Here is a 15420-nt window from a genome sequence, read left to right as displayed (position 1 = left end):
GCGTGTTTATTGCGCGCGCAGCCGGTAGCCGCGCTGCGCCTTGCTGATGTTTTCGGGAGCGAGACCCGGCAGCGCCTGCTGCAGTTCGGCGGCGAGCGTCGCGAGCGCCGCTTCCGGGCCGTCGATCAGTTCGAGTTCGATTTCGCTGATCGGTTCGCGGCGCGTTTCGTGTTCCGCCTGGACGACGATCTCGCCGAGGTCCACCGCGGCTTCGACGGTCGCGCCGCCGATTGCGATGCGCCACAGCGTACGCGAAAAATCCGTTCGGAACAGCGCATGCAGTGCGCCGGCCGCGTCATTCAGCGCGGCGGCGGCTTCCGGCACGTCACAGGCCGCGACGAGGGCGTCAATTTCGAGCGCGTCGCCGGCGACCGGCAGTTCCCATTCGTGGCGGCGATGCAGGCCGCCTTCCGCGCTGCCGACCGTCTTGAACGTCTGCAGCCAGCCGTGCGGCGCGCGACGCACGCGCACCGCGCTCTTCGAGCGTGCCAGCGCGAGATCGGGCGTGTCGTAGTAGACGTTCGCGAGCGTGATGTCGTGACCGGGTTCGCCGGTCAGCGTCTCGAAGAAGCGTCGCGCGTCGTCGGCCTGGCCGGCCGGCAGCGCGAGCTTGATTTCTTTTTCGATCGCCATCAGAAGAACATCCGTGCGAGTTCCTCGCCCGGCTGCCCGGCGCGCATGAATGCTTCGCCGACGAGGAACGCGTTCACGTTCGCCGCGCGCATCGTGTCGACGTCGGTGCGCGACAGGATGCCCGATTCGGTCACGACGATGCGGTCCGCCGGAATCATGTCGAGCATGTCGAGCGTGGTCTGGATCGACGTCTCGAACGTGCGCAGGTTGCGGTTGTTGATGCCGAGCAGTGGCGTCTTGAGCGTCAGCGCCTGTTCCATCTCGTTGCGGTCGTGCACTTCGACCAGCACCGCGAGGCCGAGCGAGTGCGCATACGCTTCGAGGTCCTGCATCAGCGGCGTGTCGAGCGCGGCGGCGATCAGGAGGATCGCGTCGGCGCCCATCGCGCGCGCTTCGACGATCTGGTACGCGTCGACGATGAAGTCCTTGCGCAGCACGGGCAGCGTGCAGGCCGCGCGCGCTTCTTCGAGGTAGCGGACGCTGCCCTGGAAGAATTGCTCGTCGGTCAGCACCGACAGGCACGCGGCGCCGTGCGCCGCATACGAGCGTGCGATGTCGGCCGGCACGAAATGCTCGCGCAACACGCCCTTCGACGGGCTGGCCTTCTTGATTTCGGCGATCACGGCGGCGTCGCCGGCCGCGTGCTTCGCACGCAGTGCGCCGACGAAGTCGCGCAGGTCGCGCGCCGAGGCGTCCAGCTTCAGTGCCTCGAGCGGCGCGCTGCGCATGGCCGCCGCGACTTCTTCGCGCTTGACGGCGATGATTCGGTCGAGAATGTCGCTCATGTGGGTTCCTGCTTGATTCGTAAGGGGGAGTCAGCGCTTGAACTGCTGCGTGAAGCGCACGAGTTCGTCGACTTTCGCGCGCGCCTTGCCGCTCGCGATCGCTTCGCGGGCGAGCTGGATGCCGTCCGCGATCGACTCGGCGACGTTCGCCGCATAGAGCGCGGTGCCCGAGTTCAGCGTGACGATCTCGCGGGCGACGCCCGGCTGGTTGTCCAGTGCACCGAGCAGCATCGCGCGCGATTCGTCGGCATTTTCCACCTTCAGCGTGCGGTTCGACACCATCTGCAGGCCGAAGTCCTCCGGATGGATCTCGTATTCGTGCACCTTGCCGTCACGCAATTCGCCGACGAGCGTCGCGGCGCCGAGCGACACCTCGTCCATCCCGTCCTTGCCGTACACGACGAGCACGTGCTGCGCGCCGAGACGCTGCATCACGCGCACCTGGATGCCGACGAGGTCGGGGTGGAACACGCCCATCAGCTGGTTCGGCGCACCGGCCGGATTGGTCAGCGGGCCGAGGATGTTGAAGATCGTGCGCACGCCGAGCTCGCGGCGCACGGCCGCGATGTTCTTCATCGCCGGGTGATGGTTCGGCGCGAACATGAAGCCCATGCCCGTTTCGGCGATCGATGCGGCGACCTGCTCCGACTGCAGGTCGATGTTCACGCCGAGCGCCTCGAGCACGTCGGCGCTGCCGGACTTGCTCGACACGCCGCGGTTGCCGTGCTTCGCGACCTTCGCGCCGGCCGCGGCCGTGACGAACATCGACGCGGTCGAGATGTTGAACGTATGCGAGCCGTCGCCGCCGGTGCCGACGATGTCGACGAAGTTCGAGTTGTCCTGCACCTCGACGTGGTTCGCGAATTCGCGCATCACGGTTGCGGCGGCGGCGATCTCGCCGATCGTCTCCTTCTTCACGCGCAGCCCGGTGATGATCGCGGCCGCCATCACGGGCGACAGGTCGCCGCGCATGATGAGCCGCATCAGGTGCAGCATTTCGTCGTGGAAGATCTCGCGGTGTTCGATCGTGCGCTGCAGCGCTTCCTGCGGGGTAATCGTCATCGTGAGGCTCCCGTCAGGCGGCTTGCGCGGCCGCGGCACGGGCCAGCTTCAGGAAATTCTCGAGCAACGCATGGCCGTGCTCGGACAGGATCGACTCCGGGTGGAACTGCACGCCCTCGATCGGCAACGTCTTGTGGCGCACGCCCATGATTTCGCCGTCGTCGGTCCACGCGGACACCTCGAGGCAGTCGGGCAGCGATTCGCGCTCGATCGCGAGCGAGTGGTAGCGCGTGACGTCGAAGTGCTTCGGCAGGTCGGCGAACACGCCCTGGCAGTCGGTTTCGATCCGGCTCACCTTGCCGTGCATGATGGTCGCCGCGCGCACGACGCGGCCGCCGAACGCTTCGCCGATCGCCTGATGGCCGAGGCAGACGCCGAGGATCGGCTTCTTGCCCGAAAATTCGCGCAGCACGTCGAGCGTGATGCCCGCGTGTTGCGGATTGCTCGGGCCCGGCGACAGGCAGATCGCGTCGGGATTCAGGCGCGCGATCTCGTCGAGGGTGATTTCGTCGTTGCGGTAGGTGCGTACGTCCTCGCCGAGTTCGCCGAAGTACTGGACCAGGTTGTAGGTAAACGAGTCGTAGTTGTCGATCATGAGCAGCATGGTCAGTCTCCGGTCAGAAGTCGCTATCGAGGCCGTCCTGGACCTGTTCGGCCGCACGCAGCACTGCGCGCGCCTTGTTCTCGGTCTCTTGCCATTCGGATTCGGGCACCGAATCCGCGACGACGCCGGCCGCCGCTTGCACATACAGGTTGCCGTTGTGGATCAGCCCCGTGCGGATCGCGATCGCGAGATCCATCTCGCCCGAGAACGACAGGTAGCCGACCGCACCGCCGTACAGCCCGCGCTTGACCGGCTCGAGCTCGTCGATCAGTTCCATCGCGCGCACCTTCGGCGCGCCGGACAGCGTGCCGGCCGGGAACGTCGCGCGCAGCACGTCGTAGTTCGTCATGCCGGGCTTCAGCTTGCCTTCGACCGAGCTGACGATGTGCTGCACGTGCGAGTACTTCTCGATGACCATCTTGTCGGTCACCTGCACCGAGCCGATTTCCGCGATACGGCCGACGTCGTTGCGCGCGAGGTCGATCAGCATCACGTGCTCGGCGATTTCCTTCGGATCGTTGAGCAACTCGGTCGCGAGTTCCGCGTCGCGCTCGGGCGTGTTGCCGCGCGGGCGCGTGCCGGCGAGCGGACGGATCGTGACGATCTGGTCTTCGCCGCGCTTTTCCTGGCGCACGAGGATTTCGGGCGACGCGCCGACCACGTGGAAATCGCCGAAGTTGTAGTAATACATGTACGGCGACGGGTTCAGCGAACGCAGCGCACGATACAGCGACAGCGGATTGTCGCGGTACGGCTTCGTCAGCCGCTGGCCGACCTGGATCTGCATCAGCTCACCGGCCGCGATGTATTCCTTCGCCTGACGCACGGCGGCGAGGTAGTCGTCCTTCTTGAATTCGCGGAACGTCTCGGTACGCACGCTCGCCGACGTGACGGGCGGCTGCACGGTCGTGCGCAGGCGCTGCTTCAGTTCGCGCAGGCGCTGTTTCGCCTTCGCGTAGGCTTCGGGCTGGCTCGGGTCGGCGTAGATGATCAGGTACAGCTTGCCGGCGAGGTTGTCGATGACCGCGACTTCCTCGGTCAGCAGCAACTGGATGTCAGGCAGGCCGAGATCGTCGCGCGGCGCGGTATTCGCGAGTTTCTTCTCGATATAGCGCACCGCGTCGTAGCCGAAGTAGCCGGCGAGACCGCCGCAGAAGCGCGGCAGGCCCGGGCGCTGCGCGACCTTGAAGCGCGCCTGGAACGATTCGATGAACTGGAACGGGTCGCCGTCGTGCGTCTCGACGACCTGGCCGTCGCGCACGACTTCCGATACGCCGTTGCGGGTGCGTACGAGCGTGCGGGCCGGCAGGCCGATGAACGAGTAGCGGCCGAAGCGTTCGCCGCCGACCACCGATTCGAGCAGGAACGAGTTGGCGCCCGCGCGTTCGGGCTGGGCCAGCTTCAGGTAGAGGGACAGCGGCGTTTCGAGATCGGCGAGGGCTTCCGCGATCAGCGGGATGCGGTTGTAGCCTTCGTTCGCGAGCGATTGGAATTCGAGTTCGGTCATGTTCCGGTCCTGTTCGGGACGAGCGGCGCGTGCGCCAGGGATCACTTGACGCTGCGCGCGTTGCCGTCGGCGAAAGGGCGGTCGATCGAGAAGTGCCTGTTGCCGGCCGGCACTCCGGGCGTGAACGTCGCGAGCCTGCGGCCGATCCTGAACGCAAGCGTTCGGATGCGGTGGAACTCGAGGTGGTGCGACGGTCGGCGCGCGGATGCGCAGCGAGATAAAAAACGGCGCTGAAGACGTGCTTCAGCGTACCTCATCGAAGAGGTTAGCGCGACCAGCGACGCCAGGGCCAGGCTCCCCGGTCGATGCTGCTCAGACTCCGTTTTTTATTCAGAAACATGCAGATGGAAGAAATGATCAGAGGGTTGGCCGGCCGGCATTGTGCGCGGTGATCGCGCGAGCTGCGACCAGCAACGAATCGACTATACCATCCGAATTTATCGTTTGTATAGCGTTGCCGTGGTTGTAGCCGTACGGCACCGTCAGCGTCGCCATCCCGGCCGCGCGGCCTGCCAGCGCATCGTTTTCCGAGTCGCCGATCGCGACCGCCGCGTCCGGTGCGACGCCGAGCGCGTCGCAGGCCGTCAGCATCGGCAGCGGATCGGGCTTCTTGCGCGCGACGCTGTCGCCGCCCAGCACGATGCCGAAGCGATCGGCCAGCCCGTATTGCTCGAGCAGCTCGACCGCGAAGCGGTGCGGCTTGTTCGTCACGCACGCGAGCCGGATGCCGGCCGCGCGCAGCGCGTCGAGGCCGGCGGTCACCTCAGGATAGAGGCGCGTATGGCGGCCGTTGATCTTCGCGTATTCGGTCTGGTAGATCGCCAGCGCGTCGACGAAGCGCGCGTGCGCTTCGTCGGCCGGGAAGCGCGGCTTCAGCACGCTCTGGATCAGGTGTTCGGAGCCCTTGCCGACGTAGCCGATCACCTCGTCGCGCGACGTGGCCGGCGCGCCGATCTGCGCGAGCATCCCGTTCAGGCCGGCCGTGAAATCGTCGGCCGTGTCGACCATCGTGCCGTCGAGGTCGATCAGCGCGGCTTCGATGCGCGGCGCGGTGAAGCGGATCGGGGCGGCGTCCGCGGCGGCCCCGGCCGGCGCATGGCCGGCAAGCGACGAATCGGCCACGGCGTCAGCTCCGCTCGACGGTGGCGAGCGCCGCGCGCATCTCGTCGATCACCTTGCGGTAGTCGGGCTTGCCGAAGATCGCCGAACCCGCGACGAACGTGTCGGCGCCGGCCGCCGCGATTTCCGCGATGTTGTCGGTCTTCACGCCGCCGTCGACCTCGAGCAGGATCTCGCGGCCCGTGCGTTCGGTATAGGCGTCGATGCGTGCGCGTGCTTCGCGCAGCTTGTTCAGCGTTTCCGGAATGAACGACTGGCCGCCGAAGCCCGGGTTGACCGACATCAGCAGCACGAAGTCGAGGCGATCCATCACGTGGTCGAGGTAGTTCAGCGGCGTGGCCGGGTTGAACACGAGGCCGGCCTTGCAGCCGTGGTCGCGGATCAGCGACAGCGTGCGGTCGATGTGATCGGAGCCTTCCGGGTGGAAGCTGATCAGGTTCGCACCGGCCTTCGCGAAATCGGGCACGATCCGGTCGACCGGGCGCACCATCAGGTGCACGTCGATCGGCACCTGCACGTGCGGGCGGATCGCTTCGCACACGAGCGGGCCGATCGTCAGGTTCGGCACATAATGGTTGTCCATCACGTCGAAGTGGATCCAGTCGGCGCCGGCGGCGACGACGTTGCGGACTTCTTCGCCGAGCCGTGCGAAATCGGCCGACAGGATGCTGGGAGCGATACGAAATTGGGTCATGGCAGGGGAGCGGGGACGTTGCGGCGCAAAACCGTCATTCTACCGTCCGGCGACCCGGTGCGCGGCGGCGGGCCGTGCGGACGAGGCCCGATTGCGCATAGAATGCCGAACCAATGCGGCGCGCCCGCGGCCCCGTTGCCCATGCCGGCACGGACAGTCACCTTCCACCGGAAACATCATGAGTCAGTATCAGTTCACCGTTTCGGTGAAAACCAGCTACTTGCCGGAACAATCCGACCCCGATCGCCGTCAATATGCATTCGCGTACACGCTGACGATCCGCAACACGGGACAGGTCGCGGCGCAGCTGATCGCGCGTCACTGGATCATCACGGACAGCGAGAACCACGTGCAGGAAGTGAAGGGGCTCGGCGTCGTCGGGCACCAGCCGCTGCTGCAGCCGGGCGAGCACTTCGAATACACGAGCTGGGCCGTGATCGCGACGCCGGTCGGCACGATGCGGGGCGCCTACTTCTGCGTGGCGGAAGACGGCGAGCGTTTCGAGGCGCCGGTTGACGAGTTCGCACTGCACATGCCGCGCACGCTGCATTGAGCGTGCGAAGCGCGTCAGCGCGGCTGGCGGTCGTTGTTGCTGCGGGCGTGCTTCTTTCTGCCCGACGACGTCCACACGACGATGAAGATCAGCAGGGCAAGCGCTACGAAGGCTTCGAGCGCGAAGATGAGCATCGGATATTGGTCGAGAAAATCTGACATGGCGGTTTCCATCAAGAATGGACATTGTATGTGGTTTGGGCCCCGGTTGGCCGGGTGGGTGGCAGCGGCCGCGGCGGCAGCGCTGCTTGCCGCGTGCGGCAGCGCGCCGACGCGGACGTCGTCGCTGAAGCCGCCGACCGGCGCGGCGATCGTGCCGGGGCAAATTGCCGCGAAGCGGCTTACGCCGGTCGCGTGGCAGCAGGTGCCGGGCTGGCAGGACGATTCGCTGATCGGCGCGACGGCCGCGCTGCGGCAGAACTGCGCGCGGCTCGCGCGCCAGCCGGCCTGGGCGCGCGCCTGCGCGGCCGCCGACCGGCTCGACGAGCTTGACGTCAGCAGCGCACGCACCTTCTTCGAAACGTATTTCACGCCTTTCCAGCTTGCGAATACCGACGGGACGCTCGACGGGCTCGTGACCGGCTATTACGAGCCGCTGCTGCACGGTTCGCGCGTGCGCCGCGGCCCGTATCAGTACGCGCTCTATCGCTGGCCTTCCGGCTATCGCGCGGGTGCCGCGCTGCCGGTACGGGCGCAGCTCGAGCGCGCCGGCATCCTGAGCGGCAACGAACTCGTGTGGGTCGACGATCCGATCGAGGCGTTCTTCCTGCAGGTGCAGGGCTCGGGGCGCGTGCTGCTCGACGACGGCTCGGTGATGCGGGTCGGCTTCGGCGGCACCAACAACCAGCCGTACCGGTCGATCGGCAAGTGGCTGCTCGATCGCGGCGAGCTGACGCCTGCCCAGGCGACGATGCAGGGCATCAAGGCATGGGCGAAGGCGAACCCGACCCGCGTCGACGCATTGCTCGACACGAATCCGCGGTTCGTGTTCTTCCGCGACATGCCGACCAAGGAAGATGCGCCGCACGGCGGCGCGGACGGCCCGATCGGCGCGCTGGGCGTACCGCTGACGCCGGAGCGTTCGATCGCGGTCGACCCGTCGGCGATCCCGCTCGGCACGCCCGTGTTCCTGCAGACTACGCGTCCGCTGACGAATACGCCGATGAACCGGCTCGTGTTCGCGCAGGATACGGGCTCGGCCATCAAGGGCGGCGTGCGCGCCGACTATTTCTGGGGGCTCGGCGACGACGCGGGTGATCAGGCGGGCCGGATGAAGCAGGTCGGCCGGATGTGGCTGCTGTTCCCGAATTCGTGATGCGCGGTGGCCGCGTCGGGCGCGCGAGCGCAGCGGCGCGGGTGTTCCGTGCGGTACGCCTGACGTGATGTGACTTGCTTTGACGGGCCGTGCCCGAGACGAAACAGCCCGATCGGTTTTGGCCGATCGGGCTGTTTCTTTTTGGCGCGGCGCGATGGCCGTTCCGTATTGCTGACAGGCTGCGTCTGGCTTTATCCCTTGCGCTTGTCGACGACGCGGCGCGCCTTGCCGACCGAGCGCTCGATCCCGTTCACGGGCAGCACGTTGATCACGGCCGTCACGCCGATCAGCGACTTGATGTCGTACGCGAGCGCCTGCTTTGCCGCGTGGATCGCCGCCGTATCGGGCGCGGAGTCGGGGCAGGGCTCGACGTTGAGCGTCAGCACGTCGAGCGGGCCTTCCTTCGTCAGTACGATCTGATAGTGCGGCGCGAGCGCGCGCTGCTTGAGCAACTGCTCCTCGATTTGCGTCGGGAACACGTTGACGCCGCGCACGATCATCATGTCGTCCGAGCGGCCGGTGATCTTCTCCATCCGGCGCATCGTGCGGGCGGTGCCGGGCAACAGGCGCGTGAGGTCGCGGGTGCGATAGCGGATGATCGGCAGCGCTTCCTTGGTCAGCGACGTGAACACGAGCTCGCCGAGTTCGCCGTCCGGCAGCACTTCGCCGGTTTCCGGGTCGATGATTTCCGGATAGAAGTGGTCTTCCCAGATGGTCGGGCCGTCCTTGGTCTCGACGCATTCGGACGCGACGCCGGGGCCCATCACTTCGGACAGCCCGTAGATGTCGACCGCATCGATACCCATCCGCTGTTCGATTGCGACGCGCATGTCGTTGGTCCAGGGCTCCGCGCCGAAGATGCCGATACGCAGCGAGCTCTGCACGGGATCGAGGCCCTGGCGCTCGATTTCGTCGGCGATCGACAGCATGTAGCTCGGCGTGACCATGATGATGTCGGGCCGGAAATCCTGGATCAGCTGGACCTGCTTTTCGGTCTGGCCGCCGCCGAACGGGATCACGGTCAGCCCTGCGCGTTCGGCACCGTAATGCGCACCGAGCCCGCCCGTGAACAGGCCGTAGCCGTAGCTGACGTGCACCTTGTCGCCGCGGCGCGCGCCGGCAGCGCGGATCGAGCGCGCGACGAGATTCGCCCACGTGTCGATGTCGCCGGCCGTATAGCCGACGACCGTCGGCTTGCCGGTCGTGCCCGATGACGCATGGATGCGCGAGATCTGATCCTGCGGCACCGCGAACATCCCGAACGGATAGCTGTCGCGCAGGTCGCCTTTCGTCGTGAACGGAAAGCGTGACAGGTCGGCGAGCGTCTTCAGGTCGTCCGGATGCACGCCCGCGTCGTCGAACTTGCGACGATAGACGGGCGAGTGGTCATACGCATGCCGGAGCGACCACTTGAGGCGTTCGAGCTGCAGTGCGATCAGCTCGTCGCGCGAGGCGGTCTCGATCGGTTCGAGCGGTAGCGGGGTAGTCATGCCTGTCTCCAGTGTTTGTTATGTGCGAACCGTCGACGTCAGCGGTCTTCCGGGATGACCGTGCCCTTGATCTGGGCGGATTTGCCGCGAAACATCGCGACCGTTTCTCCGACCTGGTTCGTGACGCGGATGTCGTAAATGCCGTGGCGGCCGGCGCGCGCCTGTTCGATCGCCTCGGCTGTCAACATGTCCTCGCCGTGCACGGGGCGCAGGAATTCGATCGAGCAGCCGGCCGCGACCGTGTTCAGGTTGTACGAGTTGCACGCGAACGCGAAGGTCGAATCGGCGAGCGTGAAGATGATGCCGCCGTGACAGGTCTGGTGTCCGTTCAGGAATTCGGGCCGTACGCGCATCTGCAGGCGGGCGTAGCCGGCGCGTACTTCGGCGATTTCCATGCCGAACGCGCGGCTGCATGCATCTGCGTCGTACATGGCCTGCGCGGTGGCGCGGGCCAGCGAATCGGGATCGAGCGTGTCGGTGGCGTTCGTCATGTCAACGCCCCTCGAAGCGCGGCGCGCGCTTCTCGATGAATGCCTTCACGCCTTCCGCATAGTCGTGCGACTGGCCGAGCTCGCGCTGCAGGTTGCGTTCCAGGTCGAGTTGCTGGTCGAGCGTGTTCGTGACGCTGTCGCGCATCGATTGCTTGATCGATGCGATGGCGAGCGTCGGCTGTTGCGCGAGTTGGGTGGCGAGTTGACGGACGGTCGCGACGAGCGCGTCGTCGTCGACCGCACGCCAGATCAAGCCCCATTGCTCGGCCTGTTCGGCACCGAGCTTGTCGCCGGTCAGCGCGAGCCCCAGCGCACGCGCCATGCCGACGCGCTGCGGCAGGAACCACGTGCCGCCCGAATCCGGTACGAGCCCGATCTTGACGAAGGCCTGGATGAAACTGCTTGAACGGGCGGCGAACACGAGATCGCATGCGAGCGCGAGATTCGCGCCGGCGCCGGCCGCCGTGCCGTTGACGGCGGCGATCACCGGAATCGGCAGGCGCTGCAGGCGGCGGATCAGCGGATTGAAGTGCTCGTCGATCAGCGTGCCGAGGTCGGTGGACGCGCCCGGCGTGAAGTCGAGGTCGGCCAGGTCCTGGCCCGCGCAGAAGCCGCGCCCCGCACCCGTCAGTATCAGCGCGCGTGCGCCGGCCGCTTCGACTTCATCGAGCGCCGACTGCAGTTCGCGATGCATCGCCCGCGTGAAGCTGTTCAGCTTGTCGGGGCGGTTGAGGGTGATCGTGGCCACGCGCGCGGCTTGATCGATATCCAGCTGAATCGCCTGATAGGACATGCAGTGTCTCCTTCATGACTTCGTTATAGGCGCGCGGCGCGTCGGTTACACGCGTTCGATCGCGAGGGCGATGCCCTGGCCGACGCCGATGCACATCGTACAGAGCGCAAAGCGGCCGCCCGTACGTTCGAGTTGGTGGAGCGCCGTGGTCACGAGACGGGCGCCGGAAGCGCCGAGCGGATGGCCCAGCGCAATTGCGCCGCCGTTCGGGTTCACGCGAGGATCGTCATCGGCGACGCCGAGCATGCGCAGCACCGCGAGGCCCTGCGACGCGAATGCCTCGTTCAGCTCGATCACGTCGAACTGGTCGATGGTCATGCCGAGCTGGCGCAGCAGCTTTTGCGTGGCCGGCGCGGGGCCGATGCCCATCACGCGCGGTTCCACACCGGCGGTCGCCATGCCGACGACGCGCGCACGGCGACGCAGACCATACTGGTCGGCTGCCTGTGCATTGGCGAGCAACAGCGCACATGCGCCGTCGTTGACACCCGATGCATTGCCGGCCGTCACCGAGCCGTCCGGTCGCACGACACCCTTCAGCTTCGCGAGTGCTTCGAGGGACGTCTCACGCGGATGTTCGTCGCGCGACACGACGATGGCGTCACCTTTCTTCTGCGGAATCGTGACCGCGACGATTTCGTCGGCAAGCGTGCCGTCCTGCTGCGCGCGTGCGGCCTTCTGCTGGCTGCGCAGTGCAAACAGATCCTGGTCGGCTCGGCTGATGTTGTAGTCGACCGCGACGTTCTCGGCCGTTTCCGGCATCGAATCGACGCCGTACAGCTGTTTCATCAGCGGATTGACGAAGCGCCAGCCGATCGTCGTATCGTAGATGTCGGCCTGCCGTGCGAATGCGCTCGCGGCCTTGCCCATCACGAACGGCGCGCGCGTCATGCTCTCGACGCCACCCGCGATCATCAGGCGCGCTTCCCCCGCCTTGATCGCGCGTGCGGCTGTGCCGACCGCGTCCATCCCGGAGCCGCACAGCCGGTTCAGCGTCGTGCCCGGCACGTCGGTCGGCAGGCCCGCGAGCAGCGCCGACATGCGCGCGACGTTGCGGTTGTCCTCGCCGGCCTGATTCGCACAGCCGTAGATCACGTCGTCGATCGCTGACCAGTCGACGTTCCGGTTGCGCTCGACGAGCGCCTTGAGCGGCACCGCGCCGAGGTCGTCGGCGCGGACGTCTTTCAGGGCGCCGCCGTAGCGGCCGATGGGGGTGCGAATTGCGTCGCAGATGTAGGCGTCTGTCATGGGCGTATCGATGAGCAACGAACCCGCCGGGTGGCGGATTCGTTCATGGTAGAGAACGTGGCGGCGTTTGCACGTCGGCCATTCGGGTTATGCCGTCTGGCCAGCTTCCGCGGGGACCGCCTTCGGGGCAACATGGACGCGGCTTTGCACCACACGGAAGCGGTTGGCGACGAACGCCGGGTCGGCCAGCGCCGCGTTGGCCGCCGGGTTTGCGCCGGTGCCGTGGAAATCGGAGAACGCGGCCGACTGGTTGACGAATACAGCGCCCGTCAGGTTGATCGACAGCGCGACACCGCCGCGTACCGCTGCGTCGTGCGCGGCATCGACGATTGCCTCGTCGGTGCTATAGACGGAGAGCGTCAGCGCGCCATGTTCTGCCGCAATTTCCCCGGCGAGATCAAGCGATTGCGCGGTCGAGTCGGTCGCGATCACGAACGAGATCGGGCCGAACCACTCCTGCGTGAATTTCGCACGATCGGCCACGTCGAGTTGCAGCACGAGCGGCGTGCGCACGCGGGCATCGGGGAAGGCGGGGTGCTGGAGGGTCAGGCTGTCGGCGAGCACGCGGCCGAGCTGGCGGGCGTCGTCGATACGCGCGGTCACACCTTCGTTCTGGATCGCGCCGATCAGTTCGACCGAGCGTGCCGGGTCGCCGGTGAGTTTTTGCACGGAAACGGCGATGGCCTGTGCGACTTCGTCGAAACTCGCGTGACCGTCCGCCGTCCGGATACCGTCGCGCGGCACGTAGATGTTCTGCGGCGCCGTGCACATCTGGCCGGAGTACAGCGCCAGCGAGAACGCGATGTTCTTGGCGGCGGCCTTCAGGTCGTCGGTCGAGTCGATCACGATCTGGTTGACACCAGCCTTCTCCGTGTAGACCTGTGCCTGATGGGCGTGGCGTTCGAGCCACGTACCGTTCTGCGTGCTGCCGGTGAAGTCGATCAGCTTGATCTCGGGGCGCAGTGCGAGATCCTGAACGAGGGCGCCGTCGTTGGGCTCGGTCGCGAGGAGCGTGACGACGTTCGGATCGAACCCGGCCTCGCGCAGCACGTCGCGAGCGATCCGGACCGTGATCGCGAGCGGCAGGATCGCACCCGGATGCGGTTTGACGATCACGGTGTTGCCGGTTGCCAGGTCGGCGAACAGGCCCGGGTATCCGTTCCAGGTCGGGAACGTGCAGCAGCCGAGCACAAGCCCCGTGCCGCGCGGGACGATCGTGTAGCGCTTGTGCATCGCGAGCGGCGGGTTCTTGCCTTGCGGCTTTTCCCAGTGCGCGTCGGCGGGGATGCGGCGCAGTTCGTCCCACGCATAGGCGACTGCCTCGAGCGCGCGATCCTGCGCGTGCGGGCCGCCGGCCTGGAACGCCATCATGAATGCCTGCCCGGTGGTGTGCATCACGCTGTACGCGATCTCGAAGCTCGCGCGGTTCAGACGCGCGAGGATTTCGAGGCTGACGCCGACCCAGGCGGCCGGGCCGGCTTCACGCCACGTGCGTTGCGCGGCGGCCGCGGCGGCGATCAGTGCGTCGGGCGTCGATTTCGGATACCGGATGCCGAGCGCGATGCCGTACGGCGACTGCTCCGCGCCGACCGTTTCACCGGAAGCCGGCTGGTCGAGCTCGAACGTGCTGTCGAGGTGCGACTTGAACGCGGCCTCGCCATCGGCGTTCGCGCTTTCCCCGTACACTTTGGGGCTCGGCATTTCGGCGAACGGGCTCCAGTACCCGCGGCTCTCGATGGCGGCGAGTGCGTGTTTCAGCGTGTCTTCGTGCTTCGTGAACAGTGCATGGGTCATGGCGGCGGCCTGATGGACGTTGAGAGGGGTTGGATCGATTAATTAACCGACCGGTTGGTCGGAGAATGGTAGCATCAAACTATTCGCATGTGCGAGGCGTTTCTCATTTCATTGATCGAGGAGAAATAGATGGCTTACGAGAACATCCTGGTGGAGACCCGGGGGCGTGTCGGGCTGGTTACGCTGAACCGCCCGAAGGCGCTGAATGCGCTGAATGATGCGCTGATGGATGAGTTGGGCGCCGCGCTGAAGGCGTTCGATGCGGACGACAACATTGGCGCGATCGTCGTGACAGGGAGCGAGAAGGCATTCGCGGCCGGCGCGGACATCGGCATGATGGCGACCTACTCCTATATGGATGTTTACCGGGGCGACTACATCACGCGCAACTGGGAGACGGTCCGCGAGATCCGCAAGCCGATCATTGCGGCGGTTTCGGGTTTTGCGCTGGGCGGCGGCTGCGAGCTCGCAATGATGTGCGACATCATCTTCGCGGCGGATACGGCCAAGTTCGGTCAGCCTGAGATCAAGCTGGGCATCATGCCGGGTGCTGGCGGCACGCAGCGGCTGCCGCGCGCGGTGTCGAAGGCGAAGGCGATGGACATGTGTCTGACCGCACGTTTCATGGACGCCGCCGAAGCCGAGCGTGCCGGGCTCGTGTCGCGCGTACTGCCGGCTGACAAGTTGCTCGACGAGGCGCTTGCTGCTGCGGCGACGATCGCCGAGTTCTCGCTGCCGGCGGTCATGATGGTCAAGGAGTCCGTGAACCGGGCATACGAGACGACGCTCGCCGAGGGTGTCCACTTCGAGCGTCGGTTGTTCCATTCGCTGTTCGCGACCGAAGACCAGAAGGAAGGGATGGCTGCATTCGTCGAGAAGCGCAAGCCGGAGTTCAAGAACCGCTGATCGGGCTGCGCTACGGCAGGTGTCCGACGGCTGTTTGGCGCCTGCATAAGTACGCTCGCCCGGTCCGTCGAGCCCGAAGCCCCCGTGCGCGTCAGCGCACGGGGGCTTTTTCAAACTTTTTTCACAAAGGGGCTTGCGTAGATCGGGGCAGATGCATAGAATCACGCCTCTTTCGCGCTAACGGAAACGCGGCGCGGGAGAGAAGGGAAGCGGTGCTGTTGAGGCAGGTGGTACGAGCCTCGGCGGTACAGGAAGTTGAGCCCCGCGGTCGCAACGATGTCGTGTAAAAAGTTGTTGACGAGCTGCGAAACACGGTTCATAATCTCGCTTCTCTGCTGCTGAAAACGCAGCGCTGCTGAGAAACACGAAGTTTCTCGCAGAAATGCTCTTTAAAAATTAACAGCCGATAAGTGTGGGCGCTTGATGG

At 66.1% G+C, this 15420-nt stretch carries 15 protein-coding genes; 3 read left to right on the top strand and 12 right to left on the bottom strand.

Annotated features, from left to right (window positions below; all coding sequences use genetic code 11):
* Positions 1-6 precede the first annotated feature (6 nt).
* The 7 genes from HWX87_RS33365 to rpe all read right to left on the bottom strand — a co-directional run bounded on the left by HWX87_RS33365 (position 7) and on the right by rpe (position 6404).
* Positions 7-633, bottom strand: coding sequence for a CYTH domain-containing protein (locus tag HWX87_RS33365; protein WP_176051147.1), 627 nt, complete (start codon positions 631-633; stop codon positions 7-9).
* On the bottom strand, positions 633-1418 hold the full coding sequence (trpC, locus tag HWX87_RS33360) for an indole-3-glycerol phosphate synthase TrpC (protein WP_176051146.1): 786 nt from the start codon (positions 1416-1418) through the stop codon (positions 633-635). Before trpC ends, HWX87_RS33365 begins: the two co-directional genes overlap by 1 nt.
* A 30-nt stretch (positions 1419-1448) precedes the next feature.
* The gene (gene trpD / locus HWX87_RS33355) at positions 1449-2480 is read right to left on the bottom strand and encodes an anthranilate phosphoribosyltransferase (RefSeq protein ID WP_176051145.1); all 1032 of its coding nucleotides are present in this window, start codon (positions 2478-2480) and stop codon (positions 1449-1451) included.
* A gap of 13 nt (positions 2481-2493) precedes the next feature.
* Positions 2494-3084 (bottom strand): aminodeoxychorismate/anthranilate synthase component II, encoded by a 591-nt coding sequence (locus HWX87_RS33350; RefSeq protein ID WP_176051144.1) that lies wholly within the window; start codon positions 3082-3084, stop codon positions 2494-2496.
* 13 nt (positions 3085-3097) lie between these two features.
* A complete protein-coding gene (gene trpE / locus HWX87_RS33345) occupies positions 3098-4591 on the bottom strand; it encodes an anthranilate synthase component I (protein ID WP_176051143.1) in 1494 nt (497 codons plus the stop codon).
* Between the two features lie 357 nt (positions 4592-4948).
* Positions 4949-5713: a phosphoglycolate phosphatase gene (locus tag HWX87_RS33340; RefSeq protein ID WP_176051142.1), complete on the bottom strand. Its 765-nt coding sequence runs from the start codon at positions 5711-5713 to the stop codon at positions 4949-4951.
* Positions 5714-5717: 4 nt separating this feature from the next.
* Positions 5718-6404 (bottom strand): ribulose-phosphate 3-epimerase, encoded by a 687-nt coding sequence (gene rpe, locus HWX87_RS33335; protein ID WP_011883156.1) that lies wholly within the window; start codon positions 6402-6404, stop codon positions 5718-5720.
* Between the two features lie 178 nt (positions 6405-6582).
* Between rpe and apaG the strand changes: the two genes are divergently transcribed.
* Together apaG and HWX87_RS33325 are read left to right on the top strand one after the other, a co-directional pair.
* Positions 6583-6957, top strand: a complete 375-nt coding sequence (gene apaG, locus HWX87_RS33330) for a Co2+/Mg2+ efflux protein ApaG (RefSeq protein ID WP_011350820.1) — start codon at positions 6583-6585, stop codon at positions 6955-6957.
* Positions 6958-7038: 81 nt separating this feature from the next.
* A complete protein-coding gene (locus tag HWX87_RS33325) occupies positions 7039-8271 on the top strand; it encodes an MltA domain-containing protein (protein ID WP_176051141.1) in 1233 nt (410 codons plus the stop codon).
* A gap of 191 nt (positions 8272-8462) precedes the next feature.
* Here HWX87_RS33325 and paaK read toward each other — a convergent pair whose 3' ends face one another.
* From paaK to paaN, 5 genes are all read right to left on the bottom strand, one after another.
* Positions 8463-9761, bottom strand: coding sequence for a phenylacetate--CoA ligase PaaK (gene paaK, locus HWX87_RS33320; protein WP_176051140.1), 1299 nt, complete (start codon positions 9759-9761; stop codon positions 8463-8465).
* 38 nt (positions 9762-9799) lie between these two features.
* A complete protein-coding gene (paaI, locus tag HWX87_RS33315) occupies positions 9800-10252 on the bottom strand; it encodes a hydroxyphenylacetyl-CoA thioesterase PaaI (protein WP_176051139.1) in 453 nt (150 codons plus the stop codon).
* A gap of 1 nt (position 10253) precedes the next feature.
* Positions 10254-11045, bottom strand: a complete 792-nt coding sequence (gene paaG, locus HWX87_RS33310; RefSeq protein WP_176051138.1) for a 2-(1,2-epoxy-1,2-dihydrophenyl)acetyl-CoA isomerase PaaG — start codon at positions 11043-11045, stop codon at positions 10254-10256.
* 45 nt (positions 11046-11090) lie between these two features.
* The gene (gene pcaF, locus HWX87_RS33305; protein WP_176051137.1) at positions 11091-12293 is read right to left on the bottom strand and encodes a 3-oxoadipyl-CoA thiolase; all 1203 of its coding nucleotides are present in this window, start codon (positions 12291-12293) and stop codon (positions 11091-11093) included.
* A gap of 87 nt (positions 12294-12380) precedes the next feature.
* Positions 12381-14087: a phenylacetic acid degradation protein PaaN gene (paaN, locus tag HWX87_RS33300; RefSeq protein ID WP_176051136.1), complete on the bottom strand. Its 1707-nt coding sequence runs from the start codon at positions 14085-14087 to the stop codon at positions 12381-12383.
* Between the two features lie 129 nt (positions 14088-14216).
* Between paaN and HWX87_RS33295 the strand changes: the two genes are divergently transcribed.
* A complete protein-coding gene (locus HWX87_RS33295) occupies positions 14217-14993 on the top strand; it encodes an enoyl-CoA hydratase (protein WP_176051135.1) in 777 nt (258 codons plus the stop codon).
* Positions 14994-15420 lie beyond the last annotated feature (427 nt).

The sequence above is a fragment of the Burkholderia sp. BCC1644 genome (assembly GCF_902833225.1).
GTDB lineage: Bacteria > Pseudomonadota > Gammaproteobacteria > Burkholderiales > Burkholderiaceae > Burkholderia.
This window is presented reverse-complemented; position numbering and strand designations above follow the sequence as displayed.